This window comes from Gimibacter soli (genome assembly GCF_028463845.1).
Lineage (GTDB): Bacteria > Pseudomonadota > Alphaproteobacteria > Sphingomonadales > Kordiimonadaceae > Gimibacter > Gimibacter soli.
Window position 1 is genome coordinate 2,390,063 of sequence record NZ_CP116805.1, and the last position, 25,214, is coordinate 2,415,276.

Here is a 25,214-nt window from a genome sequence, read left to right on the forward strand (position 1 = left end):
TCTTTTCTTCAACTCAATTCTTCGAAGCTTGGGCGGCTTTCCAGTCAGCGATGATGCTGTCCTTGTTCGCCATGAATTTCTTGATATTGCGGATGGCCTGCCGCAGGCGGTGCTCGTTTTCCACAAGGGCGATCCGCACGAATCCTTCCCCATATTCGCCGAAGCCGACGCCCGGCGCCACCGCCACCTTGGCATGCTGCAGAAGAAGTTTGGCAAATTCCATCGAGCCCATTTCGCGGAAATCTTCCGGCAGCGGCGCCCAGGCAAACATGGTGGCCTTCGGTGACGGCACATCCCAGCCGGCAGCAGCAAGGCCGCTGATCAGCACATCGCGGCGCGCCTTGTAGGTGCGGCGGTTTTCTTCAATGCAATCCTGCGGGCCGTTGAGGGCAGCAGTTGCGGCCACCTGCACCGGCGTGAAGGCGCCGTAGTCGAGATAGCTTTTGACCCGGGTCAGCGCGCTGATCAGCGTCTTGTTGCCGACCGCGAAGCCGACACGCCAGCCTGCCATCGAATAGGTTTTCGACATGGAGGTGAATTCCACGGCGCAGTCCCACGCCTTGTCGATCTGCAGGATCGAGGGCGGCGGCACGTCGTCGAAATAGATCTCGGCATAGGCAAGGTCCGACAGGATCCAGATACCGCGCGCATGGCAGAAGTCCACGACCTCGCGGTAGAAATCGAGATCGACGACTTCAGCCGTCGGGTTCGACGGATAGTTCAGGATCACGGCACTCGGCGTCGGCACGCTATGCTGCACGGCGCGGGAAAGCTCGCGCATGAAATTGGCACCCGGCGCCATCGGCAGGTGGCGCACCGATGCCCCGGCAATCATGAAGCCATAGGGATGGATCGGATAGGACGGGTTCGGCGAAATGATCACGTCACCGGGGGCCGTGATGGCCTGCGCCAGGTTGGCGAGCCCCTCTTTCGAGCCCATCGTGACGATAGCCTCGGTTTCCGGGTCCACATCCACGCTGAAGCGGCGCTTGTAATAGGCGGAAAGCGCCTTCCGGAGGCCCGGAATGCCTTTCGAAATCGAATAGCCGTGCGTCGTCGGGTTATCGACCGTCTCTTTCAGCTTGTCGACGATATGCTGGGGCGTGGGCAGATCGGGATTGCCCATGCCAAGGTCGATAATATCTTCGCCACGCGCTCGCGCCGCCGCCTTCATCTGATTCACTTCAGCGAACAGATAAGGAGGGAGTCGGCGGATACGGTAGAAGTCGTTGCTGCTCATGGCGAAAAATGTTCCAATTGGTTGGGTGAATGCCGATACGGCAGTGAAACTGTCGTTTCACCGGCTTACATCTAAGGGAATTGTATTGCACACGCAATCTTCGTAATCATTTGCGATGCATTTTGTAATAGTCTTGCGCGAACGTGAGCGTTCGACAGTCTTTGCGGGGGGCAGATCATGACCGATTCTGAGGGGACCAAGGGCACAGGCATGCCTGATATGGAGGCTTACGCGGCCTTTGTGTCGGATGCTGCCGGCAAGTCGCAGCAAATGATCGAGGAATTCCTCGAATCCCAGCCGACCGAGGTTCGCTCGGCGCTTGATCCCATGAACCTGACACCGGCTATTCTGGACCTCACCCGCAAGATGGTGGCGGACCCCAATGCCTTCATGCGCAACCAGATTTCCTTCTTCGAGGATTATCTGAAGCTGGTTGATGCCTCGGCGCGGCGTATGGCCGGTATGGAAACAATGCCGGTGATCGAGCCCACCAAGGGCGACAAGCGCTTCAAGGCGGCGGGCTGGAGCGAACAGGCGCCCTTTGACTTCATCAAGCAGAGCTACCTTCTGGCCTCGCGCTATATCATGCAGATGGTCAGCAATGTGCACGGGCTTGACCCCAAGGAAGCCCGCAAGGTGGAGTTCTTCACCAAGCAGATGGTGGATGCGGCAAGCCCTTCGAACTTTCTGCTGACAAACCCCGAAGCCATTCAGGCGACCATCGAATCGAAGGGTGAGAATCTGGTGCGCGGCATGCAGCACCTGCTGGACGACTTCCAGCGGAACGAAGGCATGCCGCTGGTGAAAATGGTGGACGACAGCAAGTTCGCGGTTGGCGAAAATCTCGCCACTACGCCGGGCAAGGTGGTGTTCCGCAATCGCCTGTTCGAGCTGATCCAGTATAGCCCGACGACGAAGGATGTTTACGCCACGCCCATCGTCATCTTCCCGCCGTGGATCAACAAGTTTTACATTCTGGACCTATCCGCCGAGAAAAGCTTTGTGTCGTGGGCGGTGGCGCAGGGCTTTACCGTTTTCATCGTGTCGTGGGTGAACCCCGATGCATCCTACGCCGACTGCGATATCGCGACCTATGTCAACGAGGGCTTCCTTGAAGCCATCACCGTAGTGCAGGAAATCACCGGCGAGCCATCGGTGCATGCCGTGGGTTACTGCGTGGCCGGGACGATCCTTTCCATGGTGCTTGCTTACCTGCATGCCGAGGGGCGCGAAGGCATCGTCAAGTCAGCCACCTTCTTCACGGCACAGGTCGACTTTTCGGAAGCCGGTGACCTTTCCGTGTTCATCGATGACGAGCAGCTGGCGCTGATTGACCGGATGATGACCGAGAAGGGCTATCTTGATAAACGCGCGATGGCGCTGACCTTCAACATGCTGCGCTCGAATGATCTCATCTGGTCCTATGTCGTGAACAATTACCTGATGGGCCGCGAGCCCATGGCGTTCGATCTCCTTTACTGGAACTGCGACAGCACCAACCTGCCCCGCGCCTTCCACAAGCAGTATCTGAACTGGATGTACAAAAGTAATGCTCTCGTCGAACCGGGCGCGATCGAGATCATGGGCCAGCCGATTGACCTGACGAGCGTGGAAACACCCTGCTACATCCAGGCCGGCCGCGAGGATCACATCGCACCGCCGCGTTCGGTGTTCAAGATCACCGAACAGTTCCAGGGGCCGATGCGCTTTGTGCTGGCGGGGTCAGGGCATATAGCCGGTGTCGTCAACCCGCCCGCAGCCAACAAATACCAGTATTGGACCAACGACAATCGCTACAAGGGCTTCGACGCCTTCCTCGACGGCGCCACCGAAACGCTTGGCAGCTGGTGGCCGGACTGGGCGGCGTGGCTTGGCACCCGTTCGGGCAAGAAGGTGCCTGCGCGCGAACCCGGCAAGGGGCCACACAAGGCGCTCGAAGATGCACCCGGCAGCTATGTGAAGGTCAAAAGCTGAAAAACAAAAGGCGCCGGAAACGGCGCCTTTCTTCACGGAAAGCCGGAACGCCTATTCGTCGAAATGGGCTTCGTGTTCGAAGTGCGCTTCGGCCTTGGCTTCTTCCACATCACGCATCGCAATGGCTTCATCGTGAAGGGCGCGGAGCTCGATATTCACCGCGCGAATTTCCTCGATCCGGGCCAGACGCTCGGAAACGGCGGCAATCGCCTCGGCGCGGCCGTGCTTCCAGTTTTCCATCGCGGCTTCCCGCGACATGGTTTTGATAACATTGCGCAGGGCTTCGGCTTCAATCGCCAGCACGTCAACAACGCTGCGGTCAAACACCCGGCTGCTTTCGGAAAGCCGCTCGGCTACCTTGCGGGTCATTTCCAGACGGCGCAGGGTCGAGGTCGCAACTGCGGTCTGGCAGGCGGCCGTTGCCTCAGTTGCCTTGGCGGGCATCGGCGCCACATGCGGCACCGGTGCAATCGCGGGCTCCATACGCTTGAAGCTCGTGTCGGATACCGCGCCTTTACCGCCCAGTTCGCGCACAATCGAACCGAGGCTATCAAGCGACGCAGGCTCCCCGGCGAGCGCAATGCCCCCGGCAAGTGTTGCGACTGACAGTCCAGCGATGGCGAACCCCACGCGGCGTTTCATCGGTAATCCCCTTGCACAACGCACGGCCCGTTAACCATGCGTAGCATCATCATGCGTCAAATAAGCAATAAGGGCAAGCGATCCGCCGCCTGCCCTTACGAAAGATTATCAATTTCAGGTGAGCGAGCCTCACGCCCTGCCGTCAGCCTCCGGGCTTTCTGGTGCTACGGGCGCTTCTTCAGTTGCCTCAGGCGTGGCTGGCGCGTCAGGCGCGGCATTCACAGCCGGCGTTTCCGGCGCTTTGGGGGCCACGGGTGCCGCCCCCGGCTGGGCAGCCTTGCGGCGGGCCAGCTGTTCCTCAAGGCGCTCGCGGGTGCGCTTCAGGTCCGCTTCTGCGCGTTTCAAGGCCTCAAGATGGCGTTCTTCGTCGATCTGCAGCTGGGCGGCATTTTCCTTCAGGCGCTTGATATGCAGCTCGCGTACTTCACCGTCCAGATCAACCTTCAGCTCGATATCCTTCAGGGCACCGTTCACGTCCTCGCGGGCGCGGCCCAGCACCACGACAAGCTCGTCGCGCATGTCATCAAGGTCGCTCTGGTGCACTTCAATCTCGCGCAAGGCTTCCGCCAGCGAGCGCTGATATTGTTCCTCGGCTTCAGCGATATGCTCGTTCACCTCGTCTTCAGACTGATTACGCAGGCTTTCGCGGGCGGCCAAGAGGCTTTGCCGGGCGGAGGCAAGTGCGGCGCGGTCGATGGCGCGCATCTCGGTCGCGTCACGGGCATCGAGGTCAGCAAGGGCGCGTTCGATATCGGCCATCGCGCGCGAGCGACCTTCCATGACGGCGGCACGAATATCGGCCGGCCAGTCTTCGCTGCGGATCGAGATATGGTTGGAAATCGCCTTGCCGGATTCAGCGGTGGCCTTCACGGCCTCCTTCACCGCCTTGACAGCTTCTTTCGCTGCTTCGGCCTCTGCCACGCGGGCGGCGGCCTCCGCTTTCTCGGTCTCGCGCTCCGCAATTTCGGCAGCGGCTTCGGCTGCCTCTGCTGCCTGCTCGGCAGTGGTGTCTTCGTCGGGTGCGGCAAATGCCCATGCGGGGGTGGCAAGTGCGCTTCCCATCAGGAGAAGTGCTGCAGCACCCGTCAGTTTCCTCGCTTTGATTGTCATTTTATTGGTCCTCCAACAGGCCATGTAATGGCAATGCCCCCACACACCTATCCTGCAACGAGTGGCGCCCGCTGCAAAGTCTTTTGGCGATGAATGGAAAGTCCCTTGCGACGGGACGCCGGATCAGTCGACCGGCAGAAGTAGTGCTGCAACCCGGCGCTCTTCAAGCAGCAGGACATTATAGGTGCGGGCCGCCGCACCTGTATCCATGATGTCGTGCCCAATCCCGGCGGCATCAAGCTTGGCCCGAAGGGCGGAAGGCACCAGCGCCATGCGGGCACCGGTGCCGATCAGCACTAGGTCGATTTTCGGATCGGCATTCAGGGCTTTCGCGAAATCATCGAGCGTGAGCGAGGCGATATCCTTGGCCTCAATCGGGTAAACCCCGCCCGGCAGGACAATGACGCCGCCTTCAAAGCGGCGCCCCATCAGGCGGAAGCCGCCCCCGCCGTAACCTTCCACCAGCAGCACGTCATCGGGATGCTGCTGGTCAAGGAAAACGCCGGAGCCCTGGATGCTTTTGCCTGCCACAAGGCTATCCTTAGTTCGCGAAAGGATCGACCGAACGGGACTTGTCCACGGTCGGGTCGTTGTCCTGAACGTCGTTGAACATGTGCTCGCGGTCCAGCTTCATCAGGGTGAGAAGCGGCGACGCCACGAAGATCGAGCTGTAAGTACCAACGAAAATGCCCCAGATCATGGCCGCGGTGAACCCGCGGATCACTTCGCCGCCGAAGATATAAAGCCCGAGAAGCGCCAGCAGCGTGGTGAAGCTGGTCATCGTCGTCCGGCTGAGCGTCTGGTTCAGCGAGAAGTCGATAAGCTCGGGCACCTCCATCTTGCGGAACTTGCGGATATTCTCGCGGATACGGTCGTAAACAACCACGGTATCGTTGAGCGAATAGCCGACAATGGTCAGGAGCGCCGCGATGACCGACAGGTTGAATTCCAGCTGCGTGATCGCAAAGAAACCGATGGTCAGGATCACATCGTGGAAGAGCGCAATCACGGCACCGGCGCCAAACTGCCACTCGAAACGGAACCAGATATAGATCAGCACGGCAGCAAGTGCGACCGAGATGGCGATGATACCATCACGCTTCAGTTCGCCCGAAACCTTGGGACCGATCACGTTTTCCTGCCGGAAGCTTACATCAGGCACAGTCTTTTCAAGCGTGGCACGAACGAGATCGAGCGCAGCTTTCTGGGCTGCATCATCGCCGGGCTGGCGTTCAACACGGATGAGCGCTTCGCTCGGGCGACCATATTCCTGCACGGACACATCGCCGAGGCCGAGGCTCGAGAGCGAGCCCCGCACCTGGCCGATATCGATGGCGCTGTCGTTCGTGGTGCCGATTTCGACGGCAAGGCCGCCCTCAAAGTCGATGCCATAGTTGAGACCGACGCTGAAGAAAAGCGCGATGGAAGCCACGATGCCGAGGATCGAAAGTCCGTAGCAGAACTTGCGCGCCCCCATGAAGCCGATTTTGGTATTATCCGGAATAAGCCGAAGCATGGTGGTTCTTCCTCAGATATTGATTTTTTCAGGCCGGGCGCGATTGAGCCAGGTCGTCAGGATAAGGCGCGTCAGCACAACGGCCGAAAAGACCGAGGTGATGATGCCGATGCCAAGCGTCACGGCAAAGCCCTGCACAGGACCAGAGCCGAGGAAGTATAGCACGAAGGCCGCGATGAAGGTGGTGATGTTGGCATCGATCACCGTCGACATGGCCTGACCGTACCCTTCGCTGAGCGCAGCAAACGGCTTGCGCCCTGCGAGCTGTTCTTCGCGGATACGCTCGAAAATGATCACGTTGGCGTCGACCGCCATGCCGATCGTCAGCACGATGCCGGCAATGCCGGGCAGCGTGAGCGTCGCCTGGAAGATGCTGAGCGCGCCGAGGATCAGGAGAACGTTGGTGAAAAGCGCGATGTTGGAGATGATGCCGAACCAGCCATAGCCGAAGAACATATAGGCGACAACCGCCAGGAAGCCGATCACGGCGGCCACTTCGCCGGCAGCAATCGAGTCAGCGCCGAGGTCCGGGCCGACAGTCCGCTGTTCCATCACTTCAAGCGGTACGGGCAGCGCACCGGCTTTCAGGAGGGTTGCCAGTTCCTGCGCTTCCTGAACCCCGCCTATCCCGGTGATCTGGCCTGAGCCGCCAAGAATGGCGGTGATGATGCGCGGGGCGCTAATGATTTCATTATCAAGGACGATGGCAAACGGCCGACCCACATTCTCGCGGGTATGGTTGCCGAAACGGCGCGCGCCCGAAGTATTGAAGGCAAAGGCCACTGCAGGCTGGCCGTTCTGGTCGAACGCCGCCTTGGCATCAACGAGATCGTCACCCGAAACGATGGCGCGCTTTTCGATGACCATCTCACCGCCACCGCGCACCGGCACTGCTTTTTCGCTGGACCGGATACGGCCACGGGCTATGTCGTCGGGCGTGATGTTGGTATTCACGTCATGGAAGCTGAGCTTTGCGGCGGTCGAAATCACGCTCAGCAGGCGCTGCGGGTCGCTTTCGCCCGGCACCTGCAGGACAATACGATTGTCCCCTTGCGGCTGCAGGGTGATCTCGCGGGTGCCATCGGGGTCAACGCGCTTGCGGACCACCTCGAGCGCACGCGAAATCGCGTCGCGTGCCTGCATGCTGATGCCTTCGTCGGTCAGCGTCAGGGTGAACTTGCGTCCTTCCCGCTCCAGCGAGACTTCCTGCACGGTCGCGCCCATCATGCCGCCAAGGCCGGCACTTGCCTGCGTCAGCGGCAGAAGTGCGGTGCGCGCCTTTTCGATCATCTCGTCATCGGTTACCGAGAAGATGACCGAGCGGCCTTCGATCCGCACGCCTGCGAAGTTCACGCCTTTTTCGTTGCGGCGAATGTCACGTACCTGCCCCGCCAGATTTTCAAGGCGGCCTTCGATGATATCGTCCGTCTTGGCTTCCAGAAGAAGGTGAACACCGCCCCTCAGGTCAAGCCCCAGATTGAGCGTTTTCGAAGGCATGAAATCGGGCAGTTCCGCCCTTTGCTGCTCGGACAGAAAATTCGGGAGCGCGGCGATGAAACCAAACAGGCACACGCTCAGGATCAGCAGCAGCTTCCAGCGCGGATAAGTCGACATGGCGGGGTCCTCTCGTCACGGCGGCACCGGCGGGACTTGCCCCGCCAGTGCCAGGCCGGACTATTACTCTTCGGTCTTGGCGGGTTCGCCCTTGGCGCGGACTTCGGTCAGCGTGCTTTTCACAACGCGAACCTTGACGCCTTCGCTGATCTCGACCTCAAGCTCGTTGTCGTCCTTCACGCGCACGACCTTGCCGATCAGGCCGCCGGCGGTAACAACCGTGTCGCCGCGTTTCACGTTGGCAACCATTTCACGATGTTCCTTCATGCGCTTCGACTGCGGACGCAGCACGAGGAACCAGAAAATCACAACGATGAGGATGAGCGGCAGGAAGCTCTCGATAATGCTGGGCTGCTGTGCCGCGACAGCGGCGTCGGCAAAGGCCGGAGTGGAAAACATCGGTTAGTCCCCTTGAATAAAGAATGGCGAACGGGCAACCGGCCCATACGCGGTATTTTGTCTTGGTCCCGGACTATAGCCACCCTGCCCCCGATTGCAACAGACGTGGCGGCGTTTGCCCTTGGCGTCTCGCCTCTGGCGGCAAGCCATGCTAAGACCTGCCACGAGAGATAAGAACGCGCGTGAGAGATACAAGTGCAAGACAATGATATCAAGCTAATCAGCGTCCTTGAACGCATCGCCAACGCCCTTGAGGGCCGCCCGGCCGCAGCTGTCGCGCCGGCGCTTGATCCGGCGGTCAATGCCTATGTCTATGAGGCCGAGCGTCACGTGCTGCAGCCGGTGAAGCATGTCTCCGCCCCGCCGCTCGCGCTTGTGCTTGGCGTTGACCGCCCACGCGACGCGCTTCTCGAGAACACCCGCCGGTTTGCGCGCGGCGTAGCGGCCAACAATGCGCTTCTGTGGGGGGCGCGCGGCATGGGCAAAAGCACGCTCGTGAAAGCCGTGCATCAGGCCGTTCTCGCCGAAGCGCCGCTGTCGCTTGTTGAAATCCACCGCGAGGATATCGCCGCACTCCCCGCGCTTCTGGCAATCCTGAAGGGCGCTGACCAGCGCTTCATTATCTTCTGCGACGACCTGTCGTTCGATCAACCCGACAGGGATTTCAAGGCCTTAAAGTCCGTTCTTGAAGGCGGACTTGAAGGACGGCCGGATAACGTAATCTTTTACGCCACTTCCAATCGTCGCCATTTGCTGCCGCGCCGGATGATGGATCAGGAAGCCGCGACCGGCATCCACCCGACCGAAGCGATGGATGAAACGATCGCCCTTTCCGACCGGTTCGGCCTCTGGCTCGGCTTTTATCCCTGCGATCAGGATATCTATCTTGGCATCGTGCGCGGCTATCTGGCGCACTTCGGGCTGGATACCGGCGATGACTGGATGGCGGCAGCGCTTGAATGGTCAAAAACCCGGGGTAATCGTTCGGGCCGCACGGCATGGCAGTTTGTCACCGCCTGGGCCGGCAAGGCGGGCAAATCCCTCGCCTTCTAGGGGGTCAGAGGAACAATTCCTGAAATTGGCGGTCGGTGTTCTCACGCGCCGGGATCGCGACCGTCACCGTCGTGCCCTTACCGGGTTCGGAGGCCATGGCGAAATCGCCGTCCAGCAAGCGCACGAAACGATCCACGATCGTGAGCCCGAGCCCAGCCCCGTCATGCTGGCGGGCATAGGCACTATCGACCCGCACGAACGGCTCCAACACTCAGGAAAGCTGGTCTTCCGTCATCCCGATGCCGGTATCGATCACCTTGTAGGTCAGCCGGCCGTCCGCGAACCCGACTTCAAGGCGCACCTCGCCACCTTCCGGCGTATATTTGGCGGCATTCGACAGAAGGTTGATCAGGATCTGGCGGATCAGCCGGCTGTCGCTTTCAACGCAGACATCGGCGACACTTGAGGTCAGGTTGATGGCCTTTTCCCCGCACATGCCTGCCACGTACGCAAGGCAGTCGCGGGCGTGCAACGCCACATCGAAGGCTTCTTCCTTCACGTCGATCTTGCCGGCCTCAAGCTTTGCTATATCGAGGATTTCGTTGATCAGGGTCAGCAGATGCGAACTGCTGGTATGGATAACCTTCAGATATTCCTCCCGCTTCGCCTCCTCAACCGGCCCGGCGCGACCGAGCAGCATTTCGGTGAAGCCCATGACAGCGTTGAGCGGTGTCCTGAGCTCGTGGCTCATCGTCGCCAGAAATTCGGACTTGGCCTGGTTCGCCTCCTCGGCCTTCACAGCAAGGCGCTGGGTTTCACCAAAAAGGGCGCGGAGCTCCTCTTCCGCCTGCTCGCGACGTTCCACCTCGTGCGAGACCCGGCGAATGGCGGGCAGCCAGCGTGCGAGCCCGAGGCCGATCAGCAGCACCCCCGGCGCATAGATGATCGGCAGGATACTCGGCCCCAGCCGGTCACGGTCAAACACGATCTGGAAGTAAGGCGTCATCGCCGGCACTTCCTCGAGATAGTCGAAGATGCCGGCACCAAAGATGATGCAACTGCCGAACAGGATATAGCTGAAACCGCGGTCCACGCTGCCGAGCCGCCGTGCGCTCAGGATCAGCGTCACACACACGATGCCGATGCAGACGAGCATCAACAATGTCGCATTGATGAATTCCATATCCGCCGCATTTCCTTCCTCGGATACGGCTGTTTGTAATAGAGGAAGATTGACAAGCGGTTACCAGCTAGCGGGCCGCGATAGCGCTTGCTTCGGCTTCTGCGCGCTGCCGCTCAAGGAACCGGAGCGGATCGAGCGCCTGCCGGCCCTGCCGGATTTCAAAATGCAACTGCGGCTCCCGCACGCCGCCGGTGTTGCCAACGCGGGCGACCACCTGCCCGCGCGTCACCTTCTGCCCCTGTCGCACCAGAAGCCGCTCGTTATGTGCATAAGCTGTGATCCAGCCGCCCGAATGTTTGACAAGGAGAAGGTTGCCATACCCCGCCAGCGCGTTCGAGGCATAGACCACAACGCCGTCTTCGGCCGCCTTCACGGGCGTACCGACGGGGGCGACGATATTGATGCCGTCATTATGCTGGCCGCTGCCTGTCGGGCCGTAGCGCGCCACGATGGTGCCGGTGAGCGGCCATGTGAAGGTGGAACTGCGGCGGGGCGGCGGGGCGGCGGTCACCCGGCCCACAACCTCGGTTTCGCGGCGGCGCTCTGCATATGTGCCGCCACCATCCTCGGAAGGCACGGTCGATGGCGTCGCCGGTGTCACCACTTCTGCCTCTGCCCCGCCAGGCAGGCTCAACCGTTGGCCGATGGTCAGGTTATAGGGCGGGCGCACATCATTCAGCGCCATCAGGTCGGCAAGGTTGACGCCGTATGCGCGGGAAATGCTGTAGCCGGTGTCGCCCTTGGCCACCACATGCACCTGCACGCTCGGCACCCTTATCTCCTGCCCCACCGCCAGCCGGTAGGGCGGCGACAGGCGGTTGGCGCTGATCAGATCGCGCACCGGCACGCCGGTACGGCGCGAGATCGCATAAAGCGTATCGCCGGGGCCGACCCTTTCGATCCCGCTCGATGGCAGCGGGGTCGGCGTCACAGGTATCGGGCTGGTGCCCGCTTCCGACGGTTCATAGGGTGCGGCATAGCGTGACGGCACCTGTGCCGGCTTGAACTTCGGGTAAGGCACTGGGACAGGAGAGTTGCGAATGTCATACACGGGCTTGATATCCTCAGGCCGCGTATAGCCGCCACCACTGCCAAAGCAGGCGGCAAGGGGCAAGGCAAGCGCAAGCCCCACAAGCCCGCGCCACGCCTGAATTTTTCCAATTGAAGCGCCAAGCCGCACGATCATGATCCGAAAATACCGGCTCCCTCCCCCCGCTTCAAGCGGTACGGAGGATTACTTGCAGAAGTCGCAGGTAATCGCCTCGCAAAGGGCCGCGCGCGTGGCATGGTGGGTAAGGTCTAGATGCAGGGGCGTGACCGAAATGCAGCCGTCCTGCACCGTGTTCAGGTCCGATTCCTGCCCCGGGATGCCGATCTCGCGGCCCAGCCCAAACCAGTAATAGCGGAAACCGCGTGGGTCGATCCGCTCTTCCACGTTCGACGAGCCCATCTCGCGGCGGCCTTGCGCGGTGATCTTGATGCCCTTCACTTCGGCAGCCGGCATTGCCGGAAAATTGACATTCATCAGCACACCCGCAGGCCAACCGGCATCGAGAAGTTTCGCAAGAACCACTGGCGCGTGCGTTTCTGCCGTTTCCCAAGGGGCTGAACGGTCAAGATCGACACACTGGCTGAAGGCAACCGACGGGATACCGGCAAGCGTGCCTTCCATGGCCACCGAAACAGTCCCCGAATAGGTGACGTCCTCCGCCAGATTGCCGCCCCGGTTGACGCCAGAAAGGATCAGTGTCGGCTTGTTATCGGCCATCAGCTTGTTGACCGCCATCATCACGCAGTCGGTCGGTGTGCCGTCAACGGCATAGCGCTTGTCGGCAAGCTTACGTACCCGCAGCGGCTTGGTGATGGTCAGCGAGTGACCCGCGCCCGATTGCTCTGCTTCCGGGGCGATCACCCACACATCATCCGAAAATTTACGGGCAACCCGCTCAAGCACCGCAAGGCCGGTCGCGTTGATGCCATCGTCGTTGGAGACAAGGATGCGTTCTACCCGGCTCATGCTGTGATGACCTCAACACCACCCATATAGGGGCGCAGAACTGCAGGCACCGTGATCGAGCCATCTTCGTTCTGATAGTTTTCCATAACGGCGATGAGCGTGCGGCCAACGGCAAGGCCAGAACCATTGAGCGTGTGCACGAAACGGGTCTGCTTTTCGCCTTTCGGGCGGCAACGCATCTTCATGCGGCGCGCCTGAAACTCGCCGCAGGTGGAACAAGACGAAATCTCGCGGTACTGGTTCTGCCCCGGCAGCCAGACCTCGAGGTCATAAGTGCGCTCAGCCGCAAAGCCGATATCGCCCGAACACAGCTTCATGGTGCGGAACGGCAGTTCAAGACGTTTCAGGATTTCCTCGGCGCAGCGGGTCATGCGCTCATGTTCCTCGTCCGCCTGTTCCGGCGTCGTCACCGATACCATCTCGACCTTTTCGAACTGGTGCTGGCGGATCATGCCGCGTGTGTCGCGCCCGGCAGAACCGGCTTCCGCACGGAAACACTGGGTCAGCGTCGTGAAGCGCAGCGGCAGGTCTTCTTCAGCGAGGATTTCATCTGCATGGATATTCGTCAGCGTCACTTCAGACGTCGGGATCAGATAATGATCGCCAGCCTTGAAAAGATCGTCCTCGAACTTCGGCAGCTGGCCGGTGCCCATCAGGGCGGTGTCTTTCACCAGCGCCGGCGTCAGCATTTCGGTATAGCCATGCTCGTTCACATGCAGGTCCAGCATGAACTGGCCGAGCGCGCGTTCTAGCCGGGCAAGTTTTCCCTTGAGGACGACGAAGCGCGAGCCCGAAAGCTTGGCCGCACGTTCGAAATCCATCAGGCCCAGCGCTTCGCCGAGGTCGAAATGCTCTTTCGGCTGGAAGCTGAACTCGCGCGGCGTACCGTGGCGGCGGACTTCAACATTGCCGCTTTCATCCGGGCCTTCGGGCACGTCATCACGCACCATGTTCGGCAATGCCATCAGGATGCTGTCGAGGCCGCCCGCAAGATCACGTTCCATTTCCTCAAGTTCCGACAGGCGACCCTTGAGGCCGGCGACTTCGTCCATCAGCGCCTGCGCCTTTGCTTCGTCCTTGTCGGCCTTGGCACGGCCGATCAGCTTCGAAGCCTCATTGCGGCGAGCCTGCGCTTCCTGCGCTTCCGTCATCACGGCGCGGCGGGCGCTATCGATCGACAGGATTTCCTCGGAGCGTGCCTCGGCGCCGCGTTTGGCAAGCGCACGGTCAAAGGCTTCGGGATTGTCGCGGATGAGCTTCAGGTCGAACATGGGATATCTTTCATTCCGGATCAGTCGGGGCCAATTATTCTGGCGTGGTCGCGCGCTTCTTCTCGGATGCGCGGATCATCAGGATGGATAGCTCATACAAAAGCAGCATCGGGATGCCAAGGGCGATCTGGCTGATCGGGTCCGGCGGCGTCAGGATTGCCGCCATGAAAAAGACGACCACGATCGCATAGCGCCGCTTTTCGCGGAGCGTCTCTGCCGAGATTAGCCCCGCCCTGCCCATCAGGGTCAAGGCGACCGGCATCAGGAAGGCGAAGCCGAAGGCAAACACCATCTGCATGATCAGCGACAGATATTCACTGACCCGCGTTTCAGCGGCGATCTGCACGGCGCCGTTGCCGCCTGCTTCCTCGTAGCTCAGCAGGAATTGCCACGCCCACGGCACCACCATGAAATAGGCAAGACACGCCCCCATGGCGAAAAGGATGGGGGTCGCAAACAGGAAGGGCGCGAAGGCGCTGCGCTCGTTCTTGTAAAGGCCCGGCGCCACAAACTTCCATATCTGGATCGCCAGGATCGGGAAAGTGACTATGAAGGCGGCATAAAGCGCGACCTTGATATCGACCACGAACTTTTCCATGAGGCCGGTATAGATCATCCGCACCCCTTCCTTGCCGACCTGCGCGTCGACATAGGGTTTGGCGAGGATCTGGAAGATATCGGCCGAAAAATAGAGGGCGACAAGAAAAGCCAGCAAGAGTCCGATAACCACCTTGATCAGCCGCGAGCGCAGCTCTTTCAGATGCTCCAGAAGCGGGGCTTTGGATGCCGAAACCTCGTCCTCCTCATCCTCGATCAGGTCGGGCGGTGCGATATGGGCGGCGTAATCGTCGGGGCGCATGATCATACCGGCTTGTCCCCGGTTTTCGGCGCTTCGGCAGTCACGGCAGCGGGCATTTCAGCAGGCGTTTCAGCGGGCTCGCCTGTGGCCTCGCGGGCGCGGTTCGCCATGATATGGTCGGTCACTTCCTCTGGGCTCATGCCCGGCTTCAGGCCTTCGCGCTTGCGCTCGTCCCGGAAGGGATCGGTCTCGCGCTCCACTTCATCGGCCAGATGCTCGATCCCCCGGCGGATTTCATAGCTCAGGTCCCGTGCCTTCCGGACCATGCCACCAACGGTGCGCAGCAGGCGTGGCAAATCCTTCGGCCCGACCACGATAAGCGCGACCACCGCCAGCACCAGAAGTTCCATGGCGCCAATATCGAACATGAAAGGCCCCTGCCCCTAGAGAATGCAGTCAGGCTCAGGCGTCGGCCTTGTCACCGGTTTTTTCCGGCTTCGGCGCGACTTCGGTATCGCTCTTGTCTTCAACCGATTTCAGGTCCGGCGTATCGGTGCCGTCCTTCAGGCCCTTGCGGAAGCTGGTGATGCCTTTGGCAACATCACCCATCAGCTCGGAAATCTTGCCGCGACCGAACAACAGCACAATCAGCAGCACTACGAGTGCAATTTGCATCCAACCCGGAAACATCGTCTTTTCTCCTTCTGTCCCTTATCACTCAAGGTAAGGGGCAATCCTCTGTTCTTCAATCGTCCTGTCCGCTCAGGTGAGCGGTTCGGACTCGTAATCCATCTCTTCCTCGAAGCCGGCAGCACGGCGCAGCTCTGCGCCCGCCCTGCGCTCGGAGGCTGCAATCGCGTCTTCAAGGTCGATCTGACGGTCGTCGTCGCGGTCTTTCGCGTCCGCACTGTCCGCCATCTTGTGGAAGGCGTGATCCACAGTATCAAGGAGGCCCGCAGCCTTCAGGTCGGCAATGCCCGGCAGGTCCTTCAGGCTGTCGATCCCGAAATGCACAAGGAAATCCTCGCTGGTGCCGAAGGTCACCGGGCGGCCGGGTGTCCGGCGACGGCCGGCCACGTGTACCCAGCCCGCTTCCATCAGCACATCCAGCGTGCCTTTGGAGATACCGACGCCGCGGATATCCTCGATCTCTGCCCGCGTCACCGGCTGGTGATAGGCGATGATGGCCAGCGTCTCGACCGCCGCGCGGGAAAGCTTGCGGGGTTCCTCGACCTCACGGCGCAGAAGGAAGGCAAGGTCCTCGGCGGTACGGAACATGAATTTGCCCGCCACCTTCACAAGGTTGACGCCGGCATTCCTGTAATCGCGGATCAGCTCGGCCACATGGGTTTCAACCGAGGCGCCTTCGGGCAGCCGTTCGGCGATTTCATCCAGCGACAGCGGCCGGTCGCTCGCGAACAGGATCGCCTCGACCATGCGCCGGTGCTCGCTCATGCGGCCTTCGTCCAGTTCGTCTTCCATTCCCGTCCTCAATTCCCCCCGGCGCTGCGGTCACGCTCGCGCTGGCGCACATACAGGGGGCCGAATGTCTCCATCTGGCGGATTTCCGCCACCCCCTGCCGGGCGAGCTCCAGGCTTGCCACAAACATAGAAGCCAGTGCCGACCGTGCATAGCGGCTGTCCTTCAACCCGTCAGGCAGGAAGGTTGCCAGCTGCGACCAGCTATATACATCGCCAATCAAGCCTGACAAGCGTTCCAGTGCATCTTCAAGCGCCATCACGGGGCGGCGCTCGATCCGCAGTTCCGTCACCATGCCGCGTTCGCGCACGCCGCCGTAGGCGCGCAGAAGCTCGTAATAGGTCAGGTCATACTGGCCAAGCTTCAGGAGCTTCAGGCCTTCGGGTGCGCCGCGCAGGAATATATCGCGCCCTGCCCGGTTGCGGGACATCAGCTGGGCGCCCGCTTCGCGCATGGCTTCCAGCCGCTGCAGGCGCAGTTGCAGGCGCAGCGCCAGTTCCTCGGCCGAGGGCTCGTCCTCGTTCTCTTCCTTCGGTAGCAGGAGGCGGGACTTGAGGTAAGCAAGCCACGCCGCCATCACCAGATAGTCGGCGGCAAGTTCCAGCTTCAGCCGTTTGGCCGCCTGCACGAATTCCAGATATTGCTCGACAAGGGCGAGGATCGAGATCTGCGTCAGGTCCACCTTCTGGGTGCGGGCGAGCGTCAGGAGGACGTCGAGCGGGCCTTCGAAACCTTCGATCTGCAGCACAAGCGCATCGGTATCGGCATCGCCTTCCGGCATCGCCCAAACGGGTGCTTCATCCGCTTCGAAGGTTTCGCCGGTGTCACTCATACCGGGACGCCGACGAGATAGGCGATCAGGCCGAACATCATGCTCGACGGCACCATGATCACGGAAGGCGCCAGAATGATGACCCCCATCAGGATCATGAAACCGAAGGGCGCGATGCTGCGATATTTCTGGGCTGCTTCATACGGCAGGAACTGCTCCACGATCCCGGCGCCATCAAGGGGCGGAATGGGCAACAGGTTGAAGACCATGAAAAGGCAGTTGATATAGATGCCGAACACCATGGTGTTGACGATCCAGCTTTCGGGCCCGGCGCCAAACATCAGGGCGAAGCGCACCATATAGGCGCAGAACAAGGCAACAACGACATTGCCCAGCGGCCCGGCGATTGCCACCAGCACCAGATCCCGCCGCAGCTTCTGGAAGGGGCGCGGGTCGATCATCACAGGCTTGGCGTAGCCGATCAGGAACGGCAGGTTCGCGAGCACCGCGACAATCGGGATAACAACGGTGCCAAAGGGGTCGATATGATTGAGCGGATTGAGCGACAGGCGCCCTTCGGCCACCTGTGACTTGTCGCCCAGATAATAGGCTGCAAAGGCGTGCCCGGCTTCGTGCAGGGTGACGGCCAACAGGAACGGCAAGGCCATCAGGCTCAGATAATGGATACTCGAAGCGAGATCGGGCAAACAACTTACTCCGGCTTGTAACGGGCCATCAGGTCGCGGTAGCGCTTCTCGAGATCGGCCCTGTCCACACCCTGCCGGGCGTTGACTTCTTCGATCAAGGTGGCGAGCCGCTCCTCAAGTTTCAATGAGGCGCGGGGCACAGCGGCCGCAATGGCCTTCATTTCAGCCAGATTGCCGTTGCAGTGAAGCGCGATATCGCAGCCGGCCGCCAGCGCATCGGCGGCGCGCTTCTCGATGGCGCCATCGAGCGCATTCATCGAAAGATCGTCCGAGAACAGGATGCCCTGGAAGCCGATCTTCATACGGATGATCCGGCCGATCACGACCTTGGAAAGCGTCGCGGGGCGCGCGGGATCAATGGCCTGGTAAATGATATGCGCCGTCATCGCGAAGGGCGCGTCATGAAGCGCGGCGAACGGCACGAAATCGGTTTTCGAAAGGTCCTCAAGCGACGCGCTGACACGCGGCAGGCCGTGATGGCTGTCGACAAGTGAACGGCCATGGCCGGGAATATGCTTCAGCACGCCCAGCACGCCGCCGTCCGCCAGCGACTCCAGTGCTATTCGTCCAAGGGCCCCCACTAGCTGCGGGTCATGCGCAAAGGCACGGTCGCCGATCACCTTGTCCGCCCCGCGCTGCGGCACATCAAGGACCGGCAGGCAGTTCACATTGATGCCAAGCTGCACCAGATCATCGGCAATCAGGCGGCAATTGAGGCGAAGCGCACTGGCACCGAGCGTGGCATCCTGCCGCGCCATATGGCCAAAGGTTTCCATCGGCGGGTAGGCGCGCCAGTGCGGTGCCTTCAGGCGTTGCACACGGCCACCTTCCTGATCGATCATCACCGGCACATGCTTGCGGCCCGTGGTTTTCTTGAGTGCTGTGACTAGGGCCCGCACTTCATCAGGGGTGCCCACATTGCGGGCGAACAGAATGAAGCCCGCAGGCTTCACCTCGCTGAAAAAGGCAGCTTCTTCGTCGCTGAGTGTTGTGCCCGCGCAGCCGAAGACGACCGGAATCATCCCCGCCGCCTCACGGGTTCACCACGATGCAAGCCTGGGACTTGGACCGCAGGGCAAGGCAAAGCTGGTCGGCAGCGGCGCGGTCCTCGATGGGGCCGAACCGCAGGCGGTAAAGTGCACGCTCCCCGGCCTGAACCCGCTCATATTGCGGAACAAGGCCGCCAAGCTCGCCACTGAATTTCTGCTTCAGCATCTTGGCCGCACCCTCGGCACTCGGTTCGCTGCCATAGGCGCCAAGCTGGATGCGATATTTGCCGGCGAACGATGTCTCTGCAGCTTCCTGCGGCAGGGCTGCTGCTGGTGCCGGTACTGTCGTTTCTGCTTCGGGTTCGGTAACCTGTGTGGTGGTCGCAGCAGTGGTGTCAGCGGCTGCCGGCATCGATGTATCGCGGTCGGTCGCACCGGGGGCATAGCCCTCTTCGCCCGGCTCGCCCTCAAGGGCTTCTTCCGGCAGGGCTTCCATCGGCTGTTCAGCCGGCTGACCAAGGGCGACGTCTTCGCGGCTCTCGATCCCTGCGGCCTTGTCGAAGACCTGCTTGTCCTGATGGTCGACCTTCATGCCGCCGGCGTCTTCGGGGCGCACCTTCATCGGTTCGCTCGGAGCGCTGACATGCATCGGCGCGCCGTCCGGCTGATCTTCGTAAAGCACAACAATCGCAGTGATGAACAGGATCACCAGAAGGATGGCCCCGCCCGCGACGATCATCATCGTGCGACGGTTGCCGAACATACCTTCTTCATATTCTTCCTCGGGCACCGGCTGCAGCCAGGGTGGCGTTTCCCGGTCATTCTGCCCATAAGGATTGTCGCTCATATCACCGCATTTCCTCAACCGGTGTGACACCGAGAACGGCAAGGCCACTCGCGATCACGAGCGCTGCCGCACGAATGAGGGCCAGGCGGGCCGCCGTCAGGGCTGCGTCCCCCTCGATCACGAACCGAAGGCTCGTGTCTTCATTGCCCCTGTTCCAGAAGGTATGAAACTCGGAGGCAAGATCATAGAGGAAAAATGCAATCCGGTGCGGCTCATGCGCCTCGGCTGCCGCTTCCACCATGCGCGGCCACGCCGCCATCGACCGGATCAGCGCCAGCTCGGCCGGGTGGTCGAGGCAGCTGATATCCACTTTGGCAAGCGCCGCGTCGTCGAAAGCGACACCCGGGAAGGCTTCTGCCGCCTTGCGCAGCACCGAGAAGACCCGGGCGTGGGCATATTGCACATAGAAGACCGGGTTATCCTTCGATTGCTCCATCACCTTGGCGAAGTCGAAATCGAGCGGCGCATCGTTCTTGCGGGTCAGCATGATGAAGCGGGTAACATCGCGGCCAACTTCATCCACTACTTCACGAAGCGTCACGAAGTTACCGGCTCGTTTGGACATTTTTACAGGCTCGCCGTCACGGAACAGGCGCACCAGTTGGCAGAGTTTGACATCAAGCTCGGCGTCGTCATCAAGCGCTTTCACCGCCGCCTGCATACGCTTCACATAGCCGCCGTGATCCGCGCCCAGTACATCGATCATGTCCTTGAAGCCGCGGTTGATCTTGTCGAGGTGATAGGCGATGTCCGCCGCGAAATAGGTATATTCGCCGGTCGATTTCTGCAGCGGGCGGTCCACGTCGTCGCCAAAGGCTGTGGCGCGGAACAGGGTCTGCTCACGCGGCTCCCAGTCCTCCGGCGTCTTGCCCTTCGGCGCTTCCAGCACGCCCTGATACATATGCCCGCGCTTGGTGAGAACCTCGACGGTTTCCGGGATACGGCCGCTTTCGTGCAGCGAACGCTCGGAGAAGAAGACGTCATGTTCGACGCCCAGCACCTTCAGGTCCTCGCGGATCAGATCCATCATGGCGTTCGAGGCATCGATCTTGAAAAGTTTCAGCCACGCGTCTTCCGGGGCATCCAGATACTGGTCGCCGTACTTGGCTTTCAGCATCTGACCGACCGGCACCAGATAGTCGCCGGGGTAAAGCCCCTCGGGGATTTCACCGATATCGCGACCGAAGGCTTCCTGATAGCGCAGGTGCGCCGAACGGGCGAGCGTATCGACCTGGCTGCCGGCGTCGTTGATATAATATTCCTTGGCGACCTTGTAGCCGGCCTTGGCCAGCAGGTTCGCCAGCGCATCGCCGAACACAGCCCCGCGCACGTGGCCCACATGCATCGGGCCCGTCGGGTTCGCCGATACATATTCAACGTTCACGGCACGGCCTGCACCAAGCGCGCCGTCCCCGAAAGCCGTACCCGACTTCAGGATCGTGGCCACCTGTGCTTGCCAAACAGAATGCGCGAGCCGCCAGTTGATGAAACCGGGGCCGGCAATATCAACGCCTTCAACACCCTTGGCAGCCCCCAGAAGCGGCGCCAGCATATCCGCGATATCGCGCGGCTTCATGCCTGCCTGCTTGGACAGCACAAGGGCAGCGTTCGTCGCCATATCGCCGTGGCTTGCGTCTCGCGGTGGTTCCACCGTCACGGCGGTGCAATCGAGGCCGCCCGGCAGGCGGCCTTCTTGTGCAAGGCCCGTGAGCAGGTTGACGATCAGCTGGCGATATTCGGCGAAAATGTTCATTGCGTTACCCGGGAGAGGTCAAAGAGCTTGGCATGTTCGCCAAAGGCGAACCGGTCGGTCATGCCAGCGATGAAATCGGCCACCACGCGGGCGGTCTCGGCCGTGCGGGCGCCGCTTGTGCGCGCGCTCCATTCAGTCGGCAGGCATTCCGGCTCGCTGATATAAAGTTGGAACAAGTCTGTCACAACCCTTTTCGCCTTGCTGGTAACGCGATTGACGAGATAGTGGCGGTACATCCGCTCAAAGAGGAACTCTTTCAGCGTCTTCACGGCCCGACCCATTTCAGGCCCGAACGAGATGGTCGGCTGGCCGGCATTGCGGATATCGTCCGGCGACTGCGGGTTCAGCGCATCCAGCCGCTTGCGGCTTTCGATCGTCAGGTCAGCGACCATACGGTTGATCAGGCGGCGGACCAACTCATGGATCAGGATATCCTTGGGCGCATTCGGATAGGTCCATTTCACTTCGTCAATCAACTGGGCGAGCACAGGGATTGGCTTCAGCTCGTCAAGATCGAAAAGGTTGGCGCGCAGGCCATCATCCAGATCGTGGCTCGAATAGGCGATATCGTCAGCGAGCGCCGCAATCTGCGCTTCGGCGCTGGCATAGGTATGCAGCTCCAGATCCAACGTCGGCAGGAATTCACGCAGGCCAAACGGCAGAGACGCCGGCGGATTTTTGGGATCGATGGCTTTATCGAGAAGCGGGCCATTGTGCTTGGCGAGGCCCTCGAGCGTTTCCCATGTCAGGTTCAGGCCATCGAACGAAGCATAGCGATGCTCCAGCTTCGTCAGCAGGCGCAGGGTCTGCGCATTGTGATCGAAGCCGTCATATTCCTTCATACACTCGTTCAGCACCGCTTCGCCCGCATGGCCGAACGGCGGGTGGCCAAGATCGTGCGCCAGCGCCAGTGCCTCGCCGAGGTCCTCGTTCAGGTGCATTTCACGGCACACCGAACGGGCAATCTGGGCGGTTTCCAGCGAATGGGTCAGGCGCGTTCGGTAATGGTCGCCCTCGTGATACACAAAGACCTGCGTCTTGTGCTTCAGGCGGCGGAAGCTCGATGAATGGATCACACGGTCACGGTCGCGCTGGTAAGGGCTGCGAGTCGGGCTTTCCGGCTCCTTGACGAGACGCCCCCTGCTGTTGTCGGTGCGGCAGGCGTAAGGGGCGAGAAGGTCGTCATAGCTGGGCAGCGCGAGCGTCATCGATGTCTCCGGGCAAGGGGCACAAATTGGATGGGAGGCACCTTATCCGGGAGGCAAAAACACGGCAACCGATTATCTCGCCGACCTCTCATCCACCTCGCGAAAATATTAACAAAACATTAATTCACATCTTGAAGGTTAAGATGATTTTAACTATGCTTTAACAATCATGATCACGGCGGCTACCATACTCGGCCATGATGCCAATTCCCTGACGGCAGCTTTTCAGGACAATCTGCTTACCCACTGGAACGAGATCCGCAACGGGCACCGCTTCCCCCTGCGTCGTGCCTTCCGTCCGCAGACGGCATCCCGTCACCTCCCCCGTGTGGCGATGGTGAGCATCGATGCGGACAAGGCCTTCCACACACGTGTTGTTGGCAGCGACATCGTGGAACGGCTGCATCTCGACACCAGTACCGATCCGTTGATTGAAGCAAACGACCCGCATACTCGCGATCTTTTGATCCAACTGTTGGGCACGGCGCGTGATGCTGCGATGCCGGTTTATCTGGAAGGTGTGTTCTCCCCCGCCGCCTTCCACAGCATCGCCTTCACTGCGCTCGTGCTGCCCTTTTCCATGAACGACAGCGGCGAAAGCCTTGATGTGCTGATGCTGGCGTTCGACTTTTCCCGCCCCCACACGGTTGACTTTTCAACCTACGAACGCCGCGCCGACGACACTTCTTTCGGCGCCGCCATTTGACCCTGAGCCCCGGACGCCTTACATAAGGGCCAAAGCACCCTCCGGGCATGACCCGACAGGGCCAGTTTCAAGGACAGCGTCATGGCACAACAACAAGCCCCCGTTTCCATCAGCGAACGCGCCGCAAAGCGCGTGGCGCAGATCATTGCCGCCGAAGGCAAGCCGGACCTGAAGTTCCGCCTGTCGGTTTCTGGCGGCGGCTGCAGCGGCTTCCAGTACGGGTTCGATCTTGTGTCCGATGCCGCCCCCGATGATGTGAAAGTGGAGCGCGACGGCGTGACGATGCTCGTCGACAGCATGTCGCTACTGTATGTGATCGGCTCGGAAGTCGATTATGTGGAAGACCTTGTCGGCGCCTCCTTCCAGGTGAAAAACCCGAATGCCACCGCTTCGTGCGGCTGCGGCACCTCGTTCGCGGTCTGACCCCGTATGCGGATCGCAACATTCAACATCAACGGGGTGAAGGCCCGCCTGCCCCGCCTCCTCGAATGGATCGAAACCTTCTCGCCCGATGTCGCCTGCCTGCAGGAGATCAAAAGCATCGACGAGAATTTCCCGCGGCTCGAGATCGAAGCCCTTGGCTATAACGTTGAAACCCACGGCCAGAAAGGCTTCAACGGCGTTGCGCTGATATCGAAGCATGCGATTTCCGATGTGAAGCGCGGCCTGCCGGGCGACGACAGCGACGAACAGGCCCGCTATATCGAGGGCACCGTCAACGGTGTCCGCATCGCGTCCATCTACCTGCCGAACGGCAACCCGCAGCCGGGGCCGAAATTCGACTACAAGCTCGCCTGGATGGACCGCCTGATCGCCCACGCGAGAGACCTGCTGGCAACCGAGATGCCGCTGGTGCTGGCCGGCGACTATAACGTCATCCCGGAAGATATCGATTGCCACAATCCCGCCGCATGGGCTGATGACGCGCTGACCCAGCCCGAAAGCCGGCAGAGGCTGCGCACGCTGATCAACCTCGGCCTTACCGATGCCCTGCGCCAGATCAAGCCATCGGGCCCCGCCTACACCTTCTGGGACTATCAGGCGGGCGCATGGCAAAAAGATCACGGCATCCGGATCGATCACCTGCTTCTTTCCGCCGAAGCAGCCGACCGGCTGGAGGACTGCGCCGTGGACCGCGGCCCGCGCGGACTTGAAACACCCAGCGATCACACGCCCGTCTGGATCAAACTCCGCGACTGATCCGGGCACCGGTTCAGGCTTGCCAAGCACCATTTCCACCGCTATGGTCCGCCCCGTCATTGGGGAGTAGCCGCCCTCCGTTTGAGAGGGGGATGCGTCAACAAACTTGAGCCTGCGGGTTCATGGCGTATCCGGCAAATGCTTGGCGAGACCTTTGGCTTCACCGCTGTCCCAGGGGCTGGGCGGAGCGGCGAGCCATTGGTCATTCTGCCGTCCGGCCCTTGATGGACTTTTCATGGAAGCTTTTCTCGTTTCAACCGGCGTCGTTGCCATCGCTGAAATCGGCGACAAGACGCAGCTGCTGGCGCTTTTCCTGGCTGCCCGGTTTCGCGCCCCTGTCCCTATAATCCTCGGCATCCTTGTCGCTACGCTCGCGAACCACGGGCTTGCCGCCTGGGCGGGGCTGATGGTCGCCGACTGGCTGAGCGGCGATTCGCTGCGCTGGATTCTCGGCCTGTCGTTCCTCGCGATGGCTGGATGGATGCTGGTGCCCGACAAGCTGGATGACGACGCACAGGCAAATGGCCGTTTCGGGCCGTTCCTCGCCACTCTCATCGCCTTCTTCCTTGTGGAAATCGGCGACAAGACGCAGGTCGCGACCGTTGCCCTTTCAGCGCGGTTTCAGGATCTTCTGCTGGTTACTGCCGGCACGACGCTTGGCATGATGCTCGCCAATGTGCCTGCCGTGCTGATCGGCGATGCAGCGGCGACCAAAATCCCGCTGAAACTGGTGCACGGGATTGCCGCAGTGATCTTTGCAGCCCTCGGGATTGTGGTACTGGTGGCCTTCTAGG

Annotated in this window: 26 protein-coding genes, 1 pseudogene and 1 riboswitch; of the genes and pseudogenes, 6 read left to right on the forward strand and 21 right to left on the reverse strand. The window is 60.9% G+C overall.

Going from position 1 to position 25,214, the window contains the following annotated elements; all coding sequences use genetic code 11:
• Positions 1-13: 13 nt before the first annotated feature.
• Positions 14-1,240, reverse strand: a complete 1,227-nt coding sequence (locus PH603_RS11230) for an LL-diaminopimelate aminotransferase (protein WP_289502623.1) — start codon at positions 1,238-1,240, stop codon at positions 14-16.
• Positions 1,241-1,417: 177 nt separating this feature from the next.
• On the opposite strand from PH603_RS11230, the gene PH603_RS11235 reads away from it, so the two are divergent.
• Positions 1,418-3,214 carry a PHA/PHB synthase family protein gene (locus PH603_RS11235; RefSeq protein WP_289502624.1) on the forward strand — a complete coding sequence of 599 codons (1,797 nt, stop codon included), beginning with the start codon at positions 1,418-1,420 and terminating at the stop codon, positions 3,212-3,214.
• 51 nt (positions 3,215-3,265) lie between these two features.
• Here the strand turns inward: PH603_RS11235 and PH603_RS11240 are convergent, their stop codons facing one another.
• From PH603_RS11240 to yajC, 6 genes are all read right to left on the reverse strand, one after another.
• Positions 3,266-3,856 carry a hypothetical protein gene (locus PH603_RS11240; protein ID WP_289502625.1) on the reverse strand — a complete coding sequence of 197 codons (591 nt, stop codon included), beginning with the start codon at positions 3,854-3,856 and terminating at the stop codon, positions 3,266-3,268.
• Between the two features lie 129 nt (positions 3,857-3,985).
• Positions 3,986-4,966: a PspC-like choline-binding domain-containing protein gene (locus PH603_RS11245; protein WP_289502626.1), complete on the reverse strand. Its 981-nt coding sequence runs from the start codon at positions 4,964-4,966 to the stop codon at positions 3,986-3,988.
• A 123-nt stretch (positions 4,967-5,089) separates the two neighbouring features.
• Positions 5,090-5,497 carry an Mth938-like domain-containing protein gene (locus PH603_RS11250; protein ID WP_289502627.1) on the reverse strand — a complete coding sequence of 136 codons (408 nt, stop codon included), beginning with the start codon at positions 5,495-5,497 and terminating at the stop codon, positions 5,090-5,092.
• A 10-nt stretch (positions 5,498-5,507) separates the two neighbouring features.
• Positions 5,508-6,482, reverse strand: coding sequence for a protein translocase subunit SecF (gene secF / locus PH603_RS11255; RefSeq protein WP_289502628.1), 975 nt, complete (start codon positions 6,480-6,482; stop codon positions 5,508-5,510).
• A gap of 12 nt (positions 6,483-6,494) precedes the next feature.
• Positions 6,495-8,096, reverse strand: a complete 1,602-nt coding sequence (secD, locus tag PH603_RS11260) for a protein translocase subunit SecD (RefSeq protein WP_289502629.1) — start codon at positions 8,094-8,096, stop codon at positions 6,495-6,497.
• A 63-nt stretch (positions 8,097-8,159) separates the two neighbouring features.
• Positions 8,160-8,495 carry a preprotein translocase subunit YajC gene (gene yajC / locus PH603_RS11265; protein ID WP_289502630.1) on the reverse strand — a complete coding sequence of 112 codons (336 nt, stop codon included), beginning with the start codon at positions 8,493-8,495 and terminating at the stop codon, positions 8,160-8,162.
• 195 nt (positions 8,496-8,690) lie between these two features.
• On the opposite strand from yajC, the gene PH603_RS11270 reads away from it, so the two are divergent.
• Positions 8,691-9,548: an ATP-binding protein gene (locus tag PH603_RS11270; RefSeq protein WP_289502631.1), complete on the forward strand. Its 858-nt coding sequence runs from the start codon at positions 8,691-8,693 to the stop codon at positions 9,546-9,548.
• A gap of 4 nt (positions 9,549-9,552) precedes the next feature.
• Here the strand turns inward: PH603_RS11270 and PH603_RS11275 are convergent.
• The 14 genes and pseudogenes from PH603_RS11275 to PH603_RS11340 form a co-directional block, all read right to left on the reverse strand.
• Positions 9,553-10,671, reverse strand: a pseudogene (locus tag PH603_RS11275) (sensor histidine kinase).
• A 67-nt stretch (positions 10,672-10,738) separates the two neighbouring features.
• Positions 10,739-11,851 carry a peptidoglycan DD-metalloendopeptidase family protein gene (locus PH603_RS11280; RefSeq protein WP_289502632.1) on the reverse strand — a complete coding sequence of 371 codons (1,113 nt, stop codon included), beginning with the start codon at positions 11,849-11,851 and terminating at the stop codon, positions 10,739-10,741.
• Positions 11,852-11,905: 54 nt separating this feature from the next.
• Entirely contained in the window at positions 11,906-12,688 is a 783-nt protein-coding gene (gene surE, locus PH603_RS11285) for a 5'/3'-nucleotidase SurE (RefSeq protein ID WP_289502633.1), read from the reverse strand.
• On the reverse strand, positions 12,685-13,959 hold the full coding sequence (gene serS, locus PH603_RS11290; RefSeq protein WP_289502634.1) for a serine--tRNA ligase: 1,275 nt from the start codon (positions 13,957-13,959) through the stop codon (positions 12,685-12,687). The genes surE and serS overlap by 4 nt, the downstream gene beginning before the upstream one ends.
• A 34-nt stretch (positions 13,960-13,993) precedes the next feature.
• A complete protein-coding gene (gene tatC / locus PH603_RS11295; RefSeq protein WP_289502635.1) occupies positions 13,994-14,824 on the reverse strand; it encodes a twin-arginine translocase subunit TatC in 831 nt (276 codons plus the stop codon).
• Positions 14,821-15,186, reverse strand: coding sequence for a Sec-independent protein translocase protein TatB (gene tatB / locus PH603_RS11300; protein ID WP_289502636.1), 366 nt, complete (start codon positions 15,184-15,186; stop codon positions 14,821-14,823). The genes tatC and tatB overlap by 4 nt, the downstream gene beginning before the upstream one ends.
• A gap of 34 nt (positions 15,187-15,220) precedes the next feature.
• Positions 15,221-15,448 carry a twin-arginine translocase TatA/TatE family subunit gene (locus PH603_RS11305; protein ID WP_289502637.1) on the reverse strand — a complete coding sequence of 76 codons (228 nt, stop codon included), beginning with the start codon at positions 15,446-15,448 and terminating at the stop codon, positions 15,221-15,223.
• Positions 15,449-15,520: 72 nt separating this feature from the next.
• Positions 15,521-16,240, reverse strand: a complete 720-nt coding sequence (gene scpB / locus PH603_RS11310) for an SMC-Scp complex subunit ScpB (RefSeq protein WP_289502638.1) — start codon at positions 16,238-16,240, stop codon at positions 15,521-15,523.
• Positions 16,241-16,248: 8 nt separating this feature from the next.
• Complete coding sequence (locus tag PH603_RS11315) at positions 16,249-17,070, reverse strand: segregation and condensation protein A (protein ID WP_289502639.1); 822 nt, start codon at positions 17,068-17,070, stop codon at positions 16,249-16,251.
• Positions 17,067-17,717 carry a site-2 protease family protein gene (locus PH603_RS11320; RefSeq protein WP_289502640.1) on the reverse strand — a complete coding sequence of 217 codons (651 nt, stop codon included), beginning with the start codon at positions 17,715-17,717 and terminating at the stop codon, positions 17,067-17,069. Before PH603_RS11320 ends, PH603_RS11315 begins: the two co-directional genes overlap by 4 nt.
• 5 nt (positions 17,718-17,722) lie before the next feature.
• The gene (nagZ, locus tag PH603_RS11325) at positions 17,723-18,739 is read right to left on the reverse strand and encodes a beta-N-acetylhexosaminidase (protein ID WP_289502641.1); all 1,017 of its coding nucleotides are present in this window, start codon (positions 18,737-18,739) and stop codon (positions 17,723-17,725) included.
• Positions 18,740-18,749: 10 nt separating this feature from the next.
• On the reverse strand, positions 18,750-19,553 hold the full coding sequence (locus tag PH603_RS11330; protein ID WP_289502642.1) for an SPOR domain-containing protein: 804 nt from the start codon (positions 19,551-19,553) through the stop codon (positions 18,750-18,752).
• Between the two features lies 1 nt (position 19,554).
• Positions 19,555-21,306: an arginine--tRNA ligase gene (gene argS / locus PH603_RS11335; protein WP_289502643.1), complete on the reverse strand. Its 1,752-nt coding sequence runs from the start codon at positions 21,304-21,306 to the stop codon at positions 19,555-19,557.
• Positions 21,303-22,514, reverse strand: a complete 1,212-nt coding sequence (locus tag PH603_RS11340) for a deoxyguanosinetriphosphate triphosphohydrolase (protein ID WP_289502644.1) — start codon at positions 22,512-22,514, stop codon at positions 21,303-21,305. The genes argS and PH603_RS11340 overlap by 4 nt, the downstream gene beginning before the upstream one ends.
• 169 nt (positions 22,515-22,683) lie before the next feature.
• On the opposite strand from PH603_RS11340, the gene PH603_RS11345 reads away from it, so the two are divergent.
• From PH603_RS11345 to PH603_RS11360, 4 genes are all read left to right on the forward strand, one after another.
• Complete coding sequence (locus tag PH603_RS11345) at positions 22,684-23,220, forward strand: PAS domain-containing protein (protein WP_289502645.1); 537 nt, start codon at positions 22,684-22,686, stop codon at positions 23,218-23,220.
• Positions 23,221-23,301: 81 nt separating this feature from the next.
• Positions 23,302-23,643 (forward strand): iron-sulfur cluster insertion protein ErpA, encoded by a 342-nt coding sequence (erpA, locus tag PH603_RS11350; RefSeq protein ID WP_289502646.1) that lies wholly within the window; start codon positions 23,302-23,304, stop codon positions 23,641-23,643.
• Positions 23,644-23,649: 6 nt separating this feature from the next.
• Positions 23,650-24,420 carry an exodeoxyribonuclease III gene (xth, locus tag PH603_RS11355; protein WP_289502647.1) on the forward strand — a complete coding sequence of 257 codons (771 nt, stop codon included), beginning with the start codon at positions 23,650-23,652 and terminating at the stop codon, positions 24,418-24,420.
• Positions 24,421-24,469: 49 nt separating this feature from the next.
• A riboswitch (yybP-ykoY riboswitch) is annotated at positions 24,470-24,651 on the forward strand.
• Between the two features lie 4 nt (positions 24,652-24,655).
• Entirely contained in the window at positions 24,656-25,213 is a 558-nt protein-coding gene (locus PH603_RS11360; protein ID WP_289502648.1) for a TMEM165/GDT1 family protein, read from the forward strand.
• Position 25,214: the final 1 nt, after the last annotated feature.